The 18,211-nt window shown below is 46.0% G+C and carries 17 protein-coding genes; 6 read left to right on the top strand and 11 right to left on the bottom strand.

Going from position 1 to position 18,211, the window contains the following annotated elements:
• Positions 1-89: 89 nt before the first annotated feature.
• The gene (locus ACJJI0_RS13835) at positions 90-1,592 is read left to right on the top strand and encodes a S8 family serine peptidase (RefSeq protein WP_444883039.1); all 1,503 of its coding nucleotides are present in this window, start codon (positions 90-92) and stop codon (positions 1,590-1,592) included.
• A gap of 272 nt (positions 1,593-1,864) precedes the next feature.
• On the opposite strand, the gene ACJJI0_RS13840 is transcribed toward ACJJI0_RS13835, so the two are convergent.
• Positions 1,865-2,752 carry an SPFH domain-containing protein gene (locus ACJJI0_RS13840; RefSeq protein ID WP_444883040.1) on the bottom strand — a complete coding sequence of 296 codons (888 nt, stop codon included), beginning with the start codon at positions 2,750-2,752 and terminating at the stop codon, positions 1,865-1,867.
• A gap of 124 nt (positions 2,753-2,876) precedes the next feature.
• Between ACJJI0_RS13840 and ACJJI0_RS13845 the strand changes: the two genes are divergently transcribed.
• Both ACJJI0_RS13845 and ACJJI0_RS13850 read left to right on the top strand, forming a co-directional pair.
• Positions 2,877-3,107: a DUF350 domain-containing protein gene (locus ACJJI0_RS13845; protein ID WP_252083660.1), complete on the top strand. Its 231-nt coding sequence runs from the start codon at positions 2,877-2,879 to the stop codon at positions 3,105-3,107.
• 4 nt (positions 3,108-3,111) lie between these two features.
• On the top strand, positions 3,112-3,936 hold the full coding sequence (locus ACJJI0_RS13850; protein ID WP_444883041.1) for a transglutaminase domain-containing protein: 825 nt from the start codon (positions 3,112-3,114) through the stop codon (positions 3,934-3,936).
• A gap of 66 nt (positions 3,937-4,002) precedes the next feature.
• Here ACJJI0_RS13850 and ACJJI0_RS13855 read toward each other — a convergent pair whose 3' ends face one another.
• Positions 4,003-6,396 (bottom strand): zinc-dependent metalloprotease, encoded by a 2,394-nt coding sequence (locus ACJJI0_RS13855; RefSeq protein WP_444883042.1) that lies wholly within the window; start codon positions 6,394-6,396, stop codon positions 4,003-4,005.
• A gap of 197 nt (positions 6,397-6,593) precedes the next feature.
• On the opposite strand from ACJJI0_RS13855, the gene ACJJI0_RS13860 reads away from it, so the two are divergent.
• Positions 6,594-7,370 (top strand): DUF2884 family protein, encoded by a 777-nt coding sequence (locus tag ACJJI0_RS13860; RefSeq protein ID WP_444883043.1) that lies wholly within the window; start codon positions 6,594-6,596, stop codon positions 7,368-7,370.
• 315 nt (positions 7,371-7,685) lie between these two features.
• Here ACJJI0_RS13860 and ACJJI0_RS13865 read toward each other — a convergent pair whose 3' ends face one another.
• The 6 genes from ACJJI0_RS13865 to ACJJI0_RS13890 all read right to left on the bottom strand — a co-directional run bounded on the left by ACJJI0_RS13865 (position 7,686) and on the right by ACJJI0_RS13890 (position 15,545).
• A complete protein-coding gene (locus ACJJI0_RS13865) occupies positions 7,686-9,533 on the bottom strand; it encodes a VCBS domain-containing protein (RefSeq protein WP_444883044.1) in 1,848 nt (615 codons plus the stop codon).
• A 1,466-nt stretch (positions 9,534-10,999) separates the two neighbouring features.
• Complete coding sequence (locus ACJJI0_RS13870; protein WP_444885936.1) at positions 11,000-11,935, bottom strand: alpha/beta fold hydrolase; 936 nt, start codon at positions 11,933-11,935, stop codon at positions 11,000-11,002.
• Between the two features lie 65 nt (positions 11,936-12,000).
• Positions 12,001-12,342 (bottom strand): hypothetical protein, encoded by a 342-nt coding sequence (locus tag ACJJI0_RS13875; RefSeq protein ID WP_444883045.1) that lies wholly within the window; start codon positions 12,340-12,342, stop codon positions 12,001-12,003.
• A 186-nt stretch (positions 12,343-12,528) separates the two neighbouring features.
• On the bottom strand, positions 12,529-13,920 hold the full coding sequence (locus ACJJI0_RS13880) for a pyridoxal phosphate-dependent decarboxylase family protein (protein ID WP_444883046.1): 1,392 nt from the start codon (positions 13,918-13,920) through the stop codon (positions 12,529-12,531).
• A gap of 141 nt (positions 13,921-14,061) precedes the next feature.
• On the bottom strand, positions 14,062-14,685 hold the full coding sequence (locus ACJJI0_RS13885; protein WP_444883047.1) for a GDSL-type esterase/lipase family protein: 624 nt from the start codon (positions 14,683-14,685) through the stop codon (positions 14,062-14,064).
• Between the two features lie 173 nt (positions 14,686-14,858).
• Entirely contained in the window at positions 14,859-15,545 is a 687-nt protein-coding gene (locus ACJJI0_RS13890) for an ArsR/SmtB family transcription factor (protein WP_444883048.1), read from the bottom strand.
• Positions 15,546-15,631: 86 nt separating this feature from the next.
• On the opposite strand from ACJJI0_RS13890, the gene ACJJI0_RS13895 reads away from it, so the two are divergent.
• Positions 15,632-15,964, top strand: a complete 333-nt coding sequence (locus tag ACJJI0_RS13895; protein WP_444883049.1) for an NIPSNAP family protein — start codon at positions 15,632-15,634, stop codon at positions 15,962-15,964.
• A gap of 4 nt (positions 15,965-15,968) precedes the next feature.
• A complete protein-coding gene (locus ACJJI0_RS13900) occupies positions 15,969-16,286 on the top strand; it encodes an antibiotic biosynthesis monooxygenase family protein (protein ID WP_444883050.1) in 318 nt (105 codons plus the stop codon).
• Between the two features lie 76 nt (positions 16,287-16,362).
• On the opposite strand, the gene ACJJI0_RS13905 is transcribed toward ACJJI0_RS13900, so the two are convergent.
• Genes ACJJI0_RS13905 through ACJJI0_RS13915 form a run of 3 tightly spaced genes read right to left on the bottom strand, consistent with a single transcriptional unit; the run spans position 16,363 to position 18,209 of the window.
• Positions 16,363-17,523, bottom strand: a complete 1,161-nt coding sequence (locus ACJJI0_RS13905) for a DUF3570 domain-containing protein (protein ID WP_444883051.1) — start codon at positions 17,521-17,523, stop codon at positions 16,363-16,365.
• Complete coding sequence (locus tag ACJJI0_RS13910; RefSeq protein WP_020414172.1) at positions 17,510-17,728, bottom strand: DUF4266 domain-containing protein; 219 nt, start codon at positions 17,726-17,728, stop codon at positions 17,510-17,512. The genes ACJJI0_RS13905 and ACJJI0_RS13910 overlap by 14 nt, the downstream gene beginning before the upstream one ends.
• A gap of 4 nt (positions 17,729-17,732) precedes the next feature.
• Complete coding sequence (locus tag ACJJI0_RS13915; RefSeq protein ID WP_444883052.1) at positions 17,733-18,209, bottom strand: TlpA family protein disulfide reductase; 477 nt, start codon at positions 18,207-18,209, stop codon at positions 17,733-17,735.
• Between the last annotated feature and the right edge of the window lie 2 nt (positions 18,210-18,211).

Genomic DNA, 18,211 nt, shown 5'->3' on the forward strand with positions numbered 1-18,211 from the left:
TATTTTTCATGACGGGGAAAGGCGGGATTTGCTTCCCGTAAGGATTTCCTTTTCCCAAAAATAAAATAATATCTGTTAAGGAGTAACTCATGAAAAAGGCCCTTTCGATATTTGCCAGCGGCGCCCTGGCATTAAGCCTAGCGGCATCTGCCACTGCCGAAGACAAGCGCTATATCGTTACATTCAAAGAAGGCAAGGGGGAGTCCGTCAGGTCTCTGGTTCAGCAAAACGGCGGCCGTAAAGCGCTTGACGTCCGCAACCATAACGCTATGGCTGCACACCTGCCGGCAAAAGCATTAATGGCACTACGCAGGAACCCCAATGTCGCCTTTATTGAAGAGGATTTGAAACGCTATCCACTGTCTCAGGAGGTACCTTACGGTATCCCTATGGTACAGGCAGACCAACTCAGCGATTTACAAGCTGGCAACCGCACCGTATGTATCATTGATTCCGGTTACGATCTGGCCCACGAAGACCTGTCAGGAAATGCCGTTACCGGTAGCAACGATCCAGAGGGTACTGGCAACTGGTATGAAGATCAAAATGGCCATGGTACCCATGTAGCCGGCACTATTGCCGCCATGAACAATAACGCTGGCGTTGTGGGGGTAATGCCTAACAGCAATATCAATCTGCACATCGTCAAAGTATTTGGTGCTGATGGCTGGGCTTACTCTTCATCCCTGATTGCCGCTGCAGAAGATTGTGCAGCGAATGGTGCAAATGTAATTAATATGAGCCTCGGTGGTGACAGAGCCAGCTTCTTTGAGAGACGCGGTTTCGACAACCTCAATAAACGCGGCATTCTCTCAATTGCCGCCGCTGGTAATGATGGCAATACCCGCCATAGTTACCCGGCCTCATACAACTCCGTTGTATCCGTAGCAGCGATTGACAGCGGCAAAAACATCGCAGGTTTCTCCCAGCAAACCAACCAGGTTGAACTCGCCGGGCCTGGCGTGCAGGTATTGTCCTCCATCCCCACTGGCAGCGGCCAGGCAGCCACCCTGGAAGTAGCAGGGGCTGAAGTCGAAGCCGCAGCTATGACTGGTACTCCCATTGGGACAATTACCGGAGCCTTGGAAGATTGTGGTACCGCTGAATCTGCCTGCGTAAGCGCAGCAGGTAAAATCTGTTTAATTCAACGTGGCAATATCAGCTTTGCTGATAAAGTTCTGAACTGTGAAGCCGGTGGTGGTGTTGGAGCGATCATCTATAACAACGTACCCGGAATGCTTTACGGTACCCATGGTGGCGTGGAGACTCATATTCCTTCCGTGGGTATTTCCGATGCGGATGGCAGCGCTTTATTAACCCAGCTGGGTGCCAGTGCCACGATAGAGACCGAAGCACAGGATTACGCCTACTTTAATGGCACCTCCATGGCGACCCCACATGTTGCTGGTGTAGCTGCTCTGGTTTGGAGCCACTACCCGAACTGTAGCAACAGCGAAATTCGCACAGCCCTGCATGCTACCGCAGAGGATCTGGGTGATGCAGGCCGTGACAATGCCTATGGTTATGGCTTGGTTCAAGCCAAAGCCGCATTTGATTACCTGGCGGCCAATGGTTGCACCGGCTCCATGTAATTCTGATCGAACCTTCTCAGATGGGGGAGCTTATTGCTCCCCCTTTGGGAAGGATTCATCCTCTGATTAAAATTAGCAGTCAGCAGCTGAAATAATATGGCCTGTTATTGCGGGAACAGCCAAGTGTGCTCTGAGCTATAGCTTTCCAGAAATAGAAGCTCTAAATACTTACATAATGTTTAATATTTTATAAGCATCCAATTTCCCCAACAAAAATCTGCTCGCCAGGTTATAAAAGGCCAGAAGTTGCTTCCAGCCTTTATCTGCAAACACTATTTACCAGCCACCTGCTTTACTTGATCATTAAGGACCGCGTGTTGCATGCCGATGGTCCCCAATGCCTCTACAGGCAAAAATACCTTGTTGTTTGACTCAGCCATTTTATCGAGGACTTCCAAGGTTCTATAAGCCAGATATTTATCCGTCACCGATTTGGCAAGCAGATCATTGACCTCTTTCTGTCCAATCGCTTTTTCACGGGCAATGGCACGATTCATTTTTTCCCTCTCCAAATCGCGCTCCATCTGTATCTTCTGAATCTGAAATTGAGCCTTTTCCTGCTCTATGAGTTCACGTCGCTCGGCCGCACGCTCTTTAGCCTGAGTGATGACCTTAGGAAATTGGATATCCGCTAGTCCCAATCGCTTAATCTCAATAGGTGTGCCTTTTAGGGCTTTGGATACCTCATTAAACAGCTCGTGGCTCAGAGACTCTCGGCTTGAAGCAATCTCATTGATGGAGTACTTGGCTACAACACGGCGTACCACATCTCTAATTACCGGCTGTGCATAAGTACCATAAACGCGATTTACCGAAATATTGTCATTGTCAGGCGGAATACGATCGAAAACACTATCGATAGCCTCTCTACTGATGGCACCGGTCATACGTACATCAAAGCTCATATTAAGCTGATCTTTGGGCATAAAGACTTTAAATTTTTCCAAATGACCAAAGTCTGCAATTGTCATTGTGACCAACTTGTCACAATAAAACATACACATATCCAAGCGAAACTTGGAAGGCGGTACCACTTCGGGCTTGTAGCCACTCTCCGTTAACACCTTGCCAACATGTGCAGGCGGCACTTCTACTCGCTCACCACAAGCGGACAACATAAAAAGGAAAGCCGCCAGGCCCGCAACTGAAACAAAACGCATTTTCAACACCAATCAATAAAAAAAACAAGATATTGCATTTACTCACATACAACAAGACAGAGAAATTAAGTGAAAGATGTTACAATCGATAAAAATTTAAATCTGATTTATCGAAATAAAAAATATGCAATTAGAATTTATAACCGCAACACTATTTAATCTCGGCATCAACCTAATCTACACAGTTTTGGCTCTTTTTATTGGAATAATCGCCTTAATAACAATCGACAAAAAACTGCTACGTACAGTAGACATCGAAGGTGAATTGAAAAATGGCAATATCGCAGTTTCTATCTTTGCGTCCACAATTCTGATTTTTGTTGCCATCATTATTTCTTTCGGATTGAAAGGGTAAAAACGTGTATAAATGGATTGTCCCCTTGCTTATTTTCTCTGTGCTGTTAACACTGCCAGAAATTCTACGCAATACAATTCAAGAGCCTGAATTAAAACCTTCGTCGGAGCAGCCCCTCAATTCAGCAAGTAGGGCCTATGGTTCTACTAACGCTGATACCATAGATCGCCAAAATGGGGTGGTAAGAGTAGTGGGTACCAGCTATCCACTATCGGAAGAAACAATCCAACAGGTAGTGGCCAAGCGTTCTCTTGAGGAGAGCGCACAGGTTTCCATCTGGAACTGGCAAGGGCTGGAGGCAGTCACAGCTACTGCAAGAGGGCTGGATAAACAGCACCATTTTGCCAATAGCTACCTGGTGGGCTTCAAGCCTTTCCAAACCCGCGAGCTTTGGGTACCGCTATATACTTTGGCGATGCAAAAGGAGTATCAGTACGACCATCTGCAGTATGCCGGACTTTCCGATATCTGGCAGACATCCCGTCAGGCTTATTATCAAAAGCGCGGCGACTGCGAAGATCATGCCATCTTACTGGCCGACTGGCTGATTGAGCTGGGCGTGGACGCGCGAGTAGCACTAGGGACACACAAAGGCCAGGGACACGCCTGGGTAGTTGCCATATTGGATGGCCAGGAGTACCTACTGGAAGCCACCAGCAAACGGCGTCAGACCAGCTGGCAAGCGATGCCATTGGCAGCCCTGGCAGAAGGTTATGAAGTAGAGTTCCAGTTTAATCGCCATTTCTTCTGGGCAAAACGCAATTCCGCCTCTACGAGAAAGTATCGCGGCAGTCACTGGATAAAAAAATCTCAGTTCATTCGCAGCTGATCTTGCCTGGGATCGCCCGGCAATTATTCCGGGTGATCTCAGGCTTAATCTCAAACGCGACAAGACTCAGATTGGTGAACCCGGTGGCATCGCTTTAATGTCCCCGGCTTTTACTTCAAGTTCACCGCGCATAAAAGATTCAATGCGTTTGGCTTGGAAATAATAATGGGCATTGTATCCCTGCGAATCTTCACCAAATAATTTTTTCTGCCCAAGTGCCAATTGGAATTTGGCCAGCTGTAATTGTGCCTTGGCTCGTATCGATTCAGCGGCAGTGCGATCACTAGCAAGCAGCATCAGCTTCTGGATGTATACATGGTTGATACGCTGGTGAATTGACGCGTGTAAACCGGAATACTGTTCATTATTTAGAGATCCCGTCGTAAGCCTCTCTAATAGGCTATCGAATGCGGGAATTTCACTACTACGTGCATTCTGCTGATCCATACGTGCCGCCCGCTGTGGGTCCATCAGGATCGACAGGGTGTGACCCGCTGCTGCTTCGGCCAAAGCCACTGCGTCGAAGGCAACACCGGTGTGAGAGGGGAAACTCTCCCTGGTGCGTTCATAACCATAGGATTTGGGGGGAATTAGCTGAAGAACCTGTTCTGACAATGCCAAAAATTCTGGCGACAGAGTTTCAACTAGCGCATCCATGGCTTGCTGTTGGCGTTCAGCCGGTACTAGCGTGTAGCTATTCTGCTCAGCGCCGTTATATAAGTAATCGTAATCCAGCCCACCAATCAACTTGCCCACGGCTTCGGCCTGATAGCGATGCCCGTAGTAAACTGGCACCAGGGTCTCCTCCATGTCAGAGCGAGGTGCGGATTTGGGATTTGCCGCGCGGGAGAAATTATCCAGAGCATGGCGGCGCAGCTCGGTTAAACGGCTGAACTCTTCCAGGGGATCCCTGCCGTTATCCCATAAATGGGAGGCTGCATGAGCATTGTTTATCGCGCGGGAATCGGGGTCAGAAATAAAGCGCAGCTTTTGCTTCTCCGCTTCTTCGATGATGCTATCCAGATAGGACTGTTCCTCCCCGCTGTTTCCGTAGCCATAGCGAATTGCTAACTTATCCCAATCGCCAATACCAGTGGCATATGCCTCGGAGAAATCCAGCTCGGTGCCCAACAGAGCAATCAGCGGCGCCGGATAATCCATCACGGAAGCGCGCTCTACGGCACTCGCGGCAAAATTATGCGCAAGACCCAGGGTATGCCCCACTTCGTGAGCAGACAGCTGACGAATTCGAGCTAACGCCATCGCCTGCAAGGCCTGGGTATTAGCAGATTTATCGGAATAGGGCTGCAAAAGCCCCTGGGCGATTAGAAAGTCCTGGCGTACACGCAGGGAGCCCAGAGTTACATTACCCTTGAGAATCTCGCCGGTACGGGGGTCAAAAACAGAATACCCATAGGACCAACCGCGGGTGGAGCGGTGTACCCAATTGATTACGTTGTAACGCACATCCAGCGGATCTACACCTTCCGGCAAGATTTCCACGCGGAAGGCGTCCTTATAACCGGCTGCAGTAAAAGCCTGGTTCCACCAACTGGCTCCCTCTACCAACGCGCTGCGTACAGGCTCCGGCACACCGGGGTCCACGTAATAAACAATAGGCTCAACCACTTCATCACTACCCGGTTTTTTCTCCAGGCGGTGCCGGTAGATAAGGCGCTGATCCAGAGGCTGGTCAATTGCCGTAGCGTAATCACGGAAAGTGAAGGGGAAATAACCGCTGCGGCTGTGAAATACCCGCGGCTGGTACTGTTTATCAGGAAGCTCTATTAGAGAGATATGCTGACGCAGCGAAACCAGAGTGGGAGTTGGCACCACTTCACGCAAATACTTACCAGGCTTGTTACCAGAAAAAGTCAGTTGAGCCTCAAACTCACTGTTCTTGGGGAAATTTTTGGTGCGGGGCAAGTAGATTGCGGACTTGGACTTATCCACAGAGTAATTGCCTTGCTCCGCCTGTTTCAAACGAGCACTAATACCGTGCTGATCGCTGAGAAGGAAGGGGGTAAAGTCCACCAGGGCAACGCCATCCTCCTGTGCCAAGGTTTCAAAACCCCAGAGCACAGAAGAGGCAAAAGCCTCCTCCACCGCGCGGCGTTCTGCCAGGTTTTCTGATTCAGCGCGATAGTTGGCGTTCACTTGGTGCATTAGCACCCTGTTACCCACACGTTGGAACTTAACCAAACGGCTCTCGCCTATCTGATTGCGGTCCAGACCCACAGGGTTGGATCCAAGCCCCTGGGCCAGACCGGTGAGAAGCAGCAGTTCACGCTCAAACTCATTAATCTGCAACAGCATCCGACCGCTGTTTTCATCCCAATAGAAATCGTGATAACCACTGTACTTGCGCATATCCGCCGTGTACTCGGCGATATCCCCAGACCGAGCCACTGTGCTTAACAACACTAAGCACAGAGCCATCAACTGCCTGCTGAATGACATTTGCCATCCCCCAATTCTTAATTATTTAGAGCCAATACCCTGCAGCACCATCACCGCATTGGACCGCGGCCTAGGGTAGCACTTAGAGAAGTCCCGATCTGTATAAAAAATAACCTGCAATTTTTTTCCTATTCTCTGCATCTATTCACAGCCCCTACCTCGTCTCAATGGGAAAGGTACAATACAGAGATATAAATATGTGGAAGCCACTTGCGATATCAGCCCTGATCAGCCTGGGTGGAGCCAGCCAAGTTATGGCACTTGAGTCCATTCATATCGATACTGACAACTGTGAGTCCACCCTGGATTACACCGTAAAAGTGGGGTCCGATTTTTTCGAAATACACGAGGATAGCGATAAGCAGCAATTGGTGTCTTTTCACTCACCTGCACAGCTAATAGTAAATGGAGACATGATCACCCTGGATGATCAACAACAAGGGCTGTTACAGGAATATCGCCAAAAACTGCATGTAGCCGGCCGTGATACCTTGCTAGTCACTTTAGAGGCCGTAGATATCGCTATGGATGGCTTATCTATTGCTATTAGCGCCCTGGCCGGGCCAGATCATCCAGAAAATCAGGAGCTTAAGCAGTTCTCTGCAGATTTAATCCAGCGCACCGAAGATCGTCTCAATCGCGAGGGAGAAATCTACTATCTCGGCGATACTGAGATTGGTAACTTTATCGACGAGACGATTTCCAAAGAATTTGAGCCCCGCATCGAACGCTTGGCAAAGGATGCCGCAGGAACTATTGCCTGGCACGCACTCAAGGCAGCCTTCACTGGCGGTCAGAGTATTGAGGAGCGTGTTACCGAGGAAGCGGAAGAACTACTGGAACAACGCGCTGAGCAAATTGAACACACTGCGGAGCAGCTATGTGCCTCCCTGCAATCCATCGACCGTCTGGAATCAAAAATTCACCTGACAGTGCCCGCATTGGGTGATTACGACTTGGTTAAAATAAAATAATTCTACCTCTTTTATCCCCCCAAACCTGGCCGCTATGCGGCCTTTTTTATCTAAGGAAAACTCCCTCGATTTGCTTTAGGAGGTAAAGCTGGCCCTCATCTAATGATAAAGCACTTGAAAATATTCTGTAGGTAAATCCAACTTGAACATCCCATTAAAATTATTTTTTATGCAATAACCAGTCAACACTCAACAGTAAAAATATAAAAGTAATATTAGGCCAGTAAAATTTTTAAGCAATTATGAATTGAGAGCTTGAACTCCACCATATATTGGCTTCCCCCGCCCTCAAATCATATTAATTTTTACTCTTCACTAATTTGAATTAGTACTTACATCCAAATAAGCAGGCAAGCCTTCCTGACCAGCATGGTCTACCGCAATGATTTTATATCGATAAGTAGCATCCTGCTCCACATCAGAATCCCTATAGGATAATTGACGTGTTTTATCTATAAGTTCCTCTCCACGAAAGATCTTATAATGATGCACACCACCATTCCTGATGGTTTCATTCCAGGACAAATCTACCTGCCAATCAGAGACCGTATATTTGAACCCCGTAACTTGAGCGGGTGGAGGATGGTTACCATAATTACAGGGTACTATATCCCTACCTAAGCCATCGGTACATTGATCAATATTCTTATTTTTCTTCTCAGAAGCATTCCAGTTTTTGGCTATTCCTCCGGTACACATATTGTCTACACAGAAAGGAAGGTCATAATTAAGACACGTCCTGCAAGTTTTAAATCCATATCCATCAGTGAAGGGAATATCACCTTTATTCAACGAAGGAAAGTAATTACAGACCAGCACATGTGCGCCATCGTTGTAGGCAGGATTATTAGAACCAACAATACTATCGCATTCCGCTACAGCACAGCCTACATAGCGGGTTTCTCCATGGCATACCTGAGCCCAATGTCCGCATGTTTCATCATGACAAAATTTCATATCCCAATCATAGGAATTACTTTCAGCGTACCAGGATTCAACTGAACCAGCCCATGTTTCGGCGCTATATTGCGATGCCGGCGGATTGAAAATATTGATTGAAACATTCTCTCCAATTTCAATATTACCTGCTGGCAACACAAAAGAGACTTCATCTTTAACTTTATCGAAAGATTGCCTAATTCCCTCCGCTTCATTGAAGTGTCCAAAATAACACGCAGAAGCTCTCTCCTTCGCCATCTTGGCCAAGGCGTCATCCCAAAAAAGTGTCTGCATATTACCGGAACTCTCTGGGCCGTTACCCTCACCAGCTTCTCCCATAGCACACCTTTGACGATACTCATTGTGGGTATCCAGCATTACGCGCTTTTGTTCCAATGAGAGTTCAAAGGATCCATTGCCATTAGGGTCAACAGTAACAACAGAAAAAACAACAGATTTTTCAGCTCCATCAGTTAATGTGAAAGTGACGGTATCTGTGACCGCATCCCCTGAACTGAGACTCTGCGCTGTGTCATTCAAGGTATATTTCCAGTCACCGACGTCGGTAATACTAAAATCACCATAATTCCCAGCAATGCTACTCTCAACAAATCCTGGGGTATTGCTGTCGACATCTATGATTGTCAGAGTACCCTTGGCTTCTTCACTGCTCCCCACGAGCAAAGTAGCAAGAGGGGATTCAGGGCTAAAAGTGTAAGCATCATCCGCACCTGTCACCTGAATAGTAATTAATGTGATGTCATCACCTACTCCAACACCAACCATAAATTCATCAATTGCCAATTCATCAGCGCTCAAGGGGTCAGCCAGGCCCGCATCCAGGGTATAGCTCCAGGTACCATCAAGAGAAACATCAAGCAGACCGTATTTTCCCCATTCAGTAAGCTTTCCAAAAGTTTGCTCGGCATCAACGCTATCAATCAACTTGCCAGAGGTAGAGGTCTCATTATCCTCGCTAACGCTACCTTCACCGCCACTAATAGTATCGGGACTAGGGTCGGGATCGGGATCGGGATCAGGATCAGGATCAGGATCAGGATCAGGATCAGGATCAGGATCAGGATCAGAGGTCCCAGCGCCATTATTATCAATAACCCCAGGATTATTATCTTTCTCACTATTAGAGCTGCCTCCGCCCCCCCCACAGGCAACCAGAAATGCGGATAAAGAAATAGCTGTGATCAGCTTAAATAGCTCACTCATATCAGTCTCGGTGAATATAGTTGTGCTTGGTATAAATCCCGGCGGATTATATTAATGATGGCCCTCTATTCTGTGAAATCTATTAGATATTATTATTTCAATATTGGCTTAACTTTGTTTCCAATTAACGAACAATAGAAAAAGATAAATCACATGAACGAGAAAAAAGAACGCTACTTAATAGAGATCCCACCCACACATCTTACTCATCAAATGCACACCTTTAAAAAACCAAATATAAATAGATAGAAAACTTTTAGCTTTTAATTAAACCCTTCAACTTATAAACTCATTTGACAAACAGCTACCATATAAGTTTCAAAGAGCTTTCACTTTCAAAAAGAAAACAAAAATGATACATACTCACATTATAAAGAAAGCTTAGACCTCCTAAAAAATGGGCACTTATTTACCTTTAACTTACTTAACCTAAGGCAAGTACTTTTTCAATTTATTCAGGGAGCATATCCAGACAACCAGAAGGCCTCTCTTATCCAGCATGGTCTACAGCAATTACTCTATAGCGACAGTTTATATTATTTCGCTTCTAAATCACTGTAACTTAGACGGCGAGTTCTGCCAGGAAATCCTCATCACGAAATATCTTATAGTGATGTACACCACCATTCTTGATATATTAAATCCAGGGTAAATTATCTTGTTGTCAGCTAAACTATATTTAAATTCAGTCACTTGTAGTGATGATCGCCAAGGGTTATAAACAATCCAAGGTACAATACCTCCATCCAAACCATCGCTATAATGATCTACAAAATTATTTTTTCTGAAACATTCCAATCTTTGGCTTTCCCCCTGTACACATATTGTCAACGCAAGAGCAAACAGCATAATTCTGGCAGATTCTAAAATCTTCACAGCTTAAACCATTAACTAATGGAATACGGTGTCTTTTATCTACCAAGGAAAAATAATTACACACCACAACATGTGCGCCATTGTTATAGGTAGGATTACTAGAAACAACAATATTATCGCCTTCCGCCACAGTACAGCCCGCATAGCGGATTCCCCCATGACAAAGCGGTGCCTAATAACCACGTGTTTCCGCATGACAAAATTCACTATCCTAAACATATCCATAGCTTTCATAGCACCAACACTTTACTTAGCCAGCCCAAGTCTTTGACCATATTGTGATGCGGGAAAATTAAAAATATTAATTGAAAAATTTTCTCAAATTACAACATTGCCAGCATGCAGAACAAAAGATTTTTCACCTTTAATTTTTTATTTATTCTTATCAAAACCTGAATTTTAACAGGCAAAAACACTCACCTTAAAAAATTGCGAGCACTAACGGCGACTTTTATTAGACAGGCAAGATATTTACCAACCTCTGCCAGACAAACAATTCAAGTGGATATTTAATCTACCATTAAAATAAACATAAATTCCAGGTAGGCACCCACTAAACTTTTAGTTGTTTTTCACTTTAGCAAAAATCACTACAACCCTTTGATAAATTTAATTGCATCATCGGCACTGGTTTTTGCATTTTCAACATGAACCATATGCCCAATATTTTCATAAGCTATCAATTGACTGCCAGATATTTTACCTGAAAAATAGCGCCCCACCTCCAAGGGAATAATGTGGTCATCCGCACCCCAAATAAACAGAGTGGGAGTCTTGATATTTTCAAGACCGTTAAGTGGTTGAAAATTTACAGTGGCATTAGCTACCAAATTAAGAACTGTTCCCCGGTTTTTTTTATAACGGGAGAGGAGGTAGATACGTTCCACCATTTTTTCAGGCAGCGACGCTGGGTTGTAGAAAAACCGGGCTTTTAACATTCTTCTAAGCAACCCACGGCTACCCAGATGAGAGACAAAGCGTCGCCCCCAGTGACTAAGTACAAATCGTGCCATAGCTGGAGGCATTTCCAACCCCTTGCCACATTGGTAACCACCCGGTGCAATCAAGATGGCAGCCTCTGCAGCATCGGGATGTTCAATCAGGTATCGCAATACTGCGTTGCCTCCAAAGGAATGGCCAACCAACACAAACTTTTCTAAGCCCATTGCCTCAATGAAGCGCCCAATAAAATCCGCCAGGTGTTTGGGGGTATAGGTGCCCCCCGGCAAGGGATCTGTGAGCCCATGGCCAGGGAGATCCACCAATATCAGGTGGTAATCCCTAGCCAAAACTTTTGCCCACTCTCCCCAACCCCCTAAGGAATCACCACCACCGTGAAAGCACAACAGCAACGGACGCCCCTCCCTGCCAACTTCCCGATAATTCACCGAGAAACCATCGGCAAAAGCCAACTGGTTGTAGGAAAAATTGGACAATTCATTACGGTTCAGATTTGGGCTAAAAAAAGCGATCCCCAGTAACCAGACAAAAATCAGTAAAAGTATTAAAACAATCCAGAATGTCATACTCACGACAGGGTCTCCCTGGCCCGTGCTGCTTGTCTATAAAAACGGTGTGATCTGATAAAGGATCAATTCATCGAAGTGAAAGTCAGCCCTCTAAGACTGGTCGAAGCAACAGCCACATAAAAGTGCATCAATAAAATCATAAATAGGCCGCCGGCCAGGGTAAGCCAAAACCGGTTATAGCCCAGACGACGCATAGACAGAAACCAGGCGCCAAGATTTAATAACTGCAATACTGCAGATAAGCCAGCCAGCAGTGCCGCTTCGGTATAGGCCAACCAATTGAGATTAAATGCAAGAGAGGGAGCCTGAATAATCACCGCTGCAGCCCCCAGCAAGGCTGCAGCCAAGCCAACATTGCGCACCGAATCGAAGGTGATTTCCAGTGCTCTAGGGTAATCGCTCATCTGCTCCATGCGCCAATGTTCTCAGTTCAGCCCACTTTAAAATTCATGGGCCAACCAGAAGGATAGACTGCATTCAGCAGTGGAGTTCTGAATCCTCTAGGGAAAACGAGCACAGCGCTTAGTCAGTATTGCCACCGCACAGAGTGGCAACGCCCAAAAGTTGATCTCTCCAAGCGGGAATTAGAATCACTTGGCCCCAAGCACCTGTTCCATTGCTCGGCGAATAGAATCCAGTGACAAAGCAATATCCTCTGCCGAAGTTGCCCAGGACGAGACACTGAGACGTAACGCCACTCTACCCTGCCACACAGTAGTACCAAACCAGCACACACCCTCCTCCTGCACTATACGCACAATCTGTTGCAAAGCGGATTCATCATTGATACTGGCCACTACCTGATTCAGCACGACCTCATTGAGAATTTCAAAGCCTAATTTGGCCAGTCCATCAGCAAACTGACGGGCAAATCCACAGCACCGCTCCACCAGAGCGGCCACCCCCTCGCTGCCCATCTCCTGAATTGCCGCCCAGACCTCAACACCTCGGGCACGGCGGGAAAATTCGGGAACCATATCCTTCGGTGGCACCTGAACCCCAGCCTGTAAATATGGCGCCTGAGTAGTCATAACACGATGTACCATCTGGGCTTCACTACAGATAGCAACACCACAATCGTAGGGTGTATTTAGCCATTTGTGCCCATCCACCGCCCAGGAGTCCGCTAACGCCACTCCCGCAGTCAGGTGCCGCTGCTTGGGTGATGCCGCCGCCCACAAGCCAAAGGCGCCATCTACATGTACCCAGGCCCCGGCCGCCCTGGCCATCGGGATAATTTCTTTAAAGGGGTCGAAATGACCAGAGTTCACGTTACCTGCCTGCAAGCACACGATAGTGGTTTCATCCAGCTCGGGAAAAGTGTCCACCCGCACACGGCCCTGATTGTCACAAGGAGCCTTCACCAATTGATCCTTTCCAATACCGAGAATCGAAAGGGCTTTATGCACTGTGACATGTGATTCTGCAGAGACGACAATCCTCAGCGGTGGGGCTCCGGCGAGCCCCGTTCTCGCCAAATCAATATCCATTCTCTCATATTGACGGTTGCGCGCTGCAGCCAAACACACCATGTTTGCCATAGAGGAACCAGTGGTAAATCCAACACTACTTTCTTCTGGCAACTCTAATAATTGCAGCAGCCAATGGGCGGCTATTCGCTCCAAGTAAATGGCCGATGGTGCCGATGATTCGAGTACCGCTACCTGATCCCAGGCCGCATTCAAAATAGAGGCCCCCATTGCCGCAGGTGTGGAACCTCCAACCACCAAACCAAAAAAGCGACCACCGGTACTCGCCACAGTGGCGGGGGAGGCGTAATGATGGAGATCTGCAATCACTTGCTGAGCATCCTGCCCCTTGTTAGGCAGGGAGGAGTTTAATCTTTCCAACTCAGCCAACTCCAAAGATGATGGGCTGACTCTTTGTTCTCGAATACCAGAAATATACTCCTCAGCACACCGCGCTGCCTCAGATAGAGCTTTCAACGATTCTAAATTACTGGTGACTTTATTGTTTCCCATCTATCCACCTCATACTTCCTTTTATCAAATTTCTTCAACATTCTTAGGCGACAATGGAAATTTCGCAACAAAAATTAAAAATATCGATCAGATATAAAGTGTTGAAAGAACCTCAACGCATATCTAATCAAAGTAGACGCTCTATAAATAATTTCTCGAAATAAAATCCCAGGTTTGCTCACAAAGTAACTGATGCCCAGCGGGGTTAGCATGGAGACCATCCTCAGAAAGCAGTGGAATAATCTCAAGTGCGCACCATAAACTTTCAAAATCCAGCACAGGGACTCCCTCACTAAAGGCAACTTCTCTCACCACCTGACTATAAAGCTGTGCATCTTTACGAAAGAAATAACTATCACTGTCACGATAAGGCGTTGTTCTCTGCTCATCGAAAGGAATACCCGTCATTACAAAGCTGGGGGCAATCGAATTAGATGCTTGCAGTAGCTCTAACACCGCTTGACGAAAAAAATCTAGAGTTACCGTATTCTGTGCTTCTGCCCCACCAGTGCGACAAATATCATTAAAACCTGGGTAAAGCCCTATTAAATGTGGCCTTCTCACAGAAAGTTCCAATGATATCCGCTGAGTGAGCGTTACAACATTTTCACCAAATATTCCCAGGGCGTAGACTAGGTTTTTGGGATTCAAAGGTTCGAAGCGGAAACGAATCCTTTGCACGAAACCGCCCAACTCGGTATCACCTCGACCATAGATAGAACTGGAACCAATAAAAGCGATTTTTTTGGGTACTCTTCTATTCACAGGAATAACCTATAAGGTAAATTAACTTATATATTCGCTAGAGGTCATCACCAATAAAAAATAGAGCTCCAACAATATATGAAACAAGGTCTTAAAGAGCCGCCATTCAAAATAGCATTAAATTTATCATTTAACAGGCGGTTAATATACCTTCTTACCGCCTGCACCAAGATTCAACAATCAAATGATATTCGATAGTTATGCAGGAATTTCTTAAGCCCAAGGCTCGAGAAATCGATCACACGAGAATCCACCCTCCTTCGTGCCCATTTTTTTCGAAATGCATCCTCTAATATCCATTGACCCAGGGTGCCAGCCAGATGATTGCGTCTCTCACTCCAGTCTAGACAAGACTTGCATAATGGACGCCGAGTATTTTTCAATCCACCAATATCAACACCTAGATTACGGAAAAATTTCTTGCCGTTTTCAGTCAATTTCGTACTCTGAAATTCTTCGATGATGACACTTTCTGCCACTAGAGAGTCGTATAGGGCTACGCCGAGACTTCCTGCCAGGTGATCGTAACAAATTCGAGCTTTCCTAACATCGGGGTCTTTAGGACCAGTATCAATACTTCCTTGCATCGGAGTACTACCGATATTAAGTAGTTTCTCTAGTAACTCTGCTACCTCATAATCGCGCAATTGAAAATACTTATGACGCCCTTGTTTACGCACCACCAGTAAACCCCCTTCGGTGAGTTTGGATAAATGCGTACTCGCTGTCTGAGCACTGATATCAGCTTTACAGGCCAACTCAGTTGCCGTCAGGGCTTTGCCACCCATCAGTGCCATTAGCATTTTCGAGCGAGTCTTATCACCAATCAAACCCGCCACCAGAGATATATCAGGCTCCATAGACACACCAGATAGTTCGTTGTAGATCGAAGCATAAAAAAATTAGTGTCATAGAATGCAATGAATTCCAAACAGAGGCAAAACCTATGACGATCACCTGTTTTATCGAGTATCGTATTAATCCCTATCAGCTCGATGAATTTAGACAGTATGCGGAGAACTGGGGAAAAATTATCCCTGAATGTGGAGGAGAGCCAATAGGCTATTTTCTACCCTATGAAGGCACCAATAACCGTGCATTTGGCCTGATTAGTTTCGATAGTCTGGCGAGCTATGAGAAATATAGAATACGACTGAAATCATCGGAAGGTGGCCATGACAATTTTCTATTTGCTCAAAATCAACAATTTATCCTGGAGGAAAAGCGCTCATTCCTCACAGCAGTTCCATCTACTTATATACGCTTGAGGGGAGGATAAACTGGTGATCGCGGTAATTTTTGAAGTTAAACCTAAAAATGACAGCAAAGAAGTCTACTTTTCCAAGGCCCGGGAACTGAGAAAGTATCTCAAAAATATAGATGGATTTATCTCGGTGGAGAGATTCCAGAGCCTCAACAACCCAGACAACTTTCTCTCACTTTCTTTTTGGCGGGACGAGCAAGCCGTACAATCCTGGAAGTGCCAGAACCAACATCGGGAAGCTCAGAAATTGGGTAGAGTCAGTTTCTTTGATCACTACCGGATACGGATTGCCACAGTAATAAAGGATTACGATATTCATCGAGCCGATGATCAGTAATTGGCTCTTTTCTTCAAAATTCAACCACTATCCTCAATGGGGGAGCATACTCTCCCATTGAGGGGGTTTTAAATTATCAAATGCGCACAGTCCAGAAGAGACGAATAATATTCGCAGAGAAACTATAGGCAGGTTCACTTCCCGGAGTAATAGCCGTACTATCACCATGCACCGTAACATCGAGGAAATCCTCGTAGTCAAACAAGATATGATCCCAATATAGGTTTATAGTATTCCTGCGATTAAGCAGGGACCAGCGTTGTGGCAATTCATAAGATACACCTATACCAAGTGCTAGCGTGGTATAGTTACTCAACTCTTTGTCACGTGCTCGAAAACTGGTAGCTTTCGAATAGGGAAACAAGTCGCTATAAAAATCGGCACTGGTTTGCTGGTAATAGCGTATCTTACCTTCAAGGATCCATTCATCCTGCTCTTCTAGCGGGTGAGTGTAACGAAACTCGATATTATCCGCCGTTATTCCCCAGCTATCCGCATAGCGGCGATACTCACCTTTTATTGATGCACGGTAAGGTAATCGATATTTTAATCTAATAGCTACCGCATCACTATTTCTGGTCCTTGGATAGTCCTCAGGTTGATAACTAAATCCCTGCGGAACTGTTGGATCAAGAAAACGTACAGTTCTATAAGGATTATTCAGATAACCTTCATCGGTAACCGTCTCTATGCTTAATTCAGCAATTAATTTTTGTGTAAGAATCTGATTCCAGCTCACCCCATAGCGACGGTGTTGAGCTTCATCAGAAAAATACTCATCATCATTGCGAAAAACTTCATCACTACCATAGCTGACACGCAGATCAATAGTACTTAGGTCGCCAAAGAATCCTTGACTAATGCCAAAGCCAACTGTTTGGGCCTCATAATCACTCTCCGAGCTATTGGTATAGCCTAAATTGATGGTGGTTTTATCCACCAAATAATCCACCCCGAGAGAGTACTGATCGCGCCGTTCAGTATATTCACTTGCAGTTGCCTCAACATCAATAGAGGCCCCAGAAATCATATCTACATAGTAATTTGCGGAAAAGGAAACATTGTTGCCGATATTCTTACGAATTAACACTGAAGGGCCATCAATGGTAACCCCTCCACCACTATAGGCATGGTACAGATTATCAGCTCGCTCCTCAGGTAACACGGCAGCAAAAGCGTAAGTAGGCAAAAATAACCCTACTATAAAGAAATAACGTAACAACTTAGTTACAACCACATCCGCCTCCACTACCACCTTCGGCTCCCCTGGCCGCTTCGCGGGCTTCATAAACATGGTTCATATAACTGGCGGCGACTGGATCTCTCTCAAAACCCATAATCGGGTCCGCCAGATATTGACGCTCATAAGGAGCCACCCAGGGCGTTACTGTGCAGCCACTGAATAGCGATACCGCCAACAGCGGCAACAAGTAGCGCAACATTCTATTACTCCCGGATTAATTCCTTAATGATTTTCTTATAAGCTGCCTCATCGCCATCGCGATAGCCTTTATGGATATGGCGAACATTGCCATCTCTGTCGATAAAAACAGTACTCGGCATAGCATCAATACCGTACATTTTGCTCACCTCACTGGTGCTATCGAATAAGATGGGGAAGTCCACCGGTATTTTTCCCAGTAATTTCTCTGCATCAGATCGATGTGCATCTACGTTTACGCCCCAAACCTGGAATCCAGCGGCGGAATAACGCTCGTGCAACTGATCTAGTAAAGGCATTTCCTGACGGCATGGCCCACACCAAGATGCCCAGAAATTCAGCATAATTACTTCACCGCGCTGCTCCGCCAGGCGCAGGTTGGCGCCTTGGTTAGAAGCCAGCGTAAAATCTCGGGAGGGTTCTGCGGCACTAATACCTATCGACGATATTAGTAATATAAAAGCAGCAACGAGTCGTAACATAT

Source organism: Microbulbifer mixtoriginis (SeqCode) (assembly GCF_052466695.1).

Coding starts and splice junctions, on each gene's coding strand:
- ACJJI0_RS13835 (WP_444883039.1), top strand. CDS start 90: ATGAAAAAGGCCCTTTCGATATTTGCCAGCGGCGCCCTGGCATTAAGC.
- ACJJI0_RS13840 (WP_444883040.1), bottom strand. CDS start 2,752: ATGCGTTTTGTTTCAGTTGCGGGCCTGGCGGCTTTCCTTTTTATGTTG.
- ACJJI0_RS13845 (WP_252083660.1), top strand. CDS start 2,877: ATGCAATTAGAATTTATAACCGCAACACTATTTAATCTCGGCATCAAC.
- ACJJI0_RS13855 (WP_444883042.1), bottom strand. CDS start 6,396: ATGTCATTCAGCAGGCAGTTGATGGCTCTGTGCTTAGTGTTGTTAAGC.
- ACJJI0_RS13860 (WP_444883043.1), top strand. CDS start 6,594: ATGTGGAAGCCACTTGCGATATCAGCCCTGATCAGCCTGGGTGGAGCC.
- ACJJI0_RS13865 (WP_444883044.1), bottom strand. CDS start 9,533: ATGAGTGAGCTATTTAAGCTGATCACAGCTATTTCTTTATCCGCATTT.
- ACJJI0_RS13870 (WP_444885936.1), bottom strand. CDS start 11,935: ATGACATTCTGGATTGTTTTAATACTTTTACTGATTTTTGTCTGGTTA.
- ACJJI0_RS13875 (WP_444883045.1), bottom strand. CDS start 12,342: ATGAGCGATTACCCTAGAGCACTGGAAATCACCTTCGATTCGGTGCGC.
- ACJJI0_RS13880 (WP_444883046.1), bottom strand. CDS start 13,920: ATGGGAAACAATAAAGTCACCAGTAATTTAGAATCGTTGAAAGCTCTA.
- ACJJI0_RS13890 (WP_444883048.1), bottom strand. CDS start 15,545: ATGGAGCCTGATATATCTCTGGTGGCGGGTTTGATTGGTGATAAGACT.
- ACJJI0_RS13895 (WP_444883049.1), top strand. CDS start 15,632: ATGACGATCACCTGTTTTATCGAGTATCGTATTAATCCCTATCAGCTC.
- ACJJI0_RS13910 (WP_020414172.1), bottom strand. CDS start 17,728: ATGTTGCGCTACTTGTTGCCGCTGTTGGCGGTATCGCTATTCAGTGGC.
- ACJJI0_RS13915 (WP_444883052.1), bottom strand. CDS start 18,209: ATGTTACGACTCGTTGCTGCTTTTATATTACTAATATCGTCGATAGGT.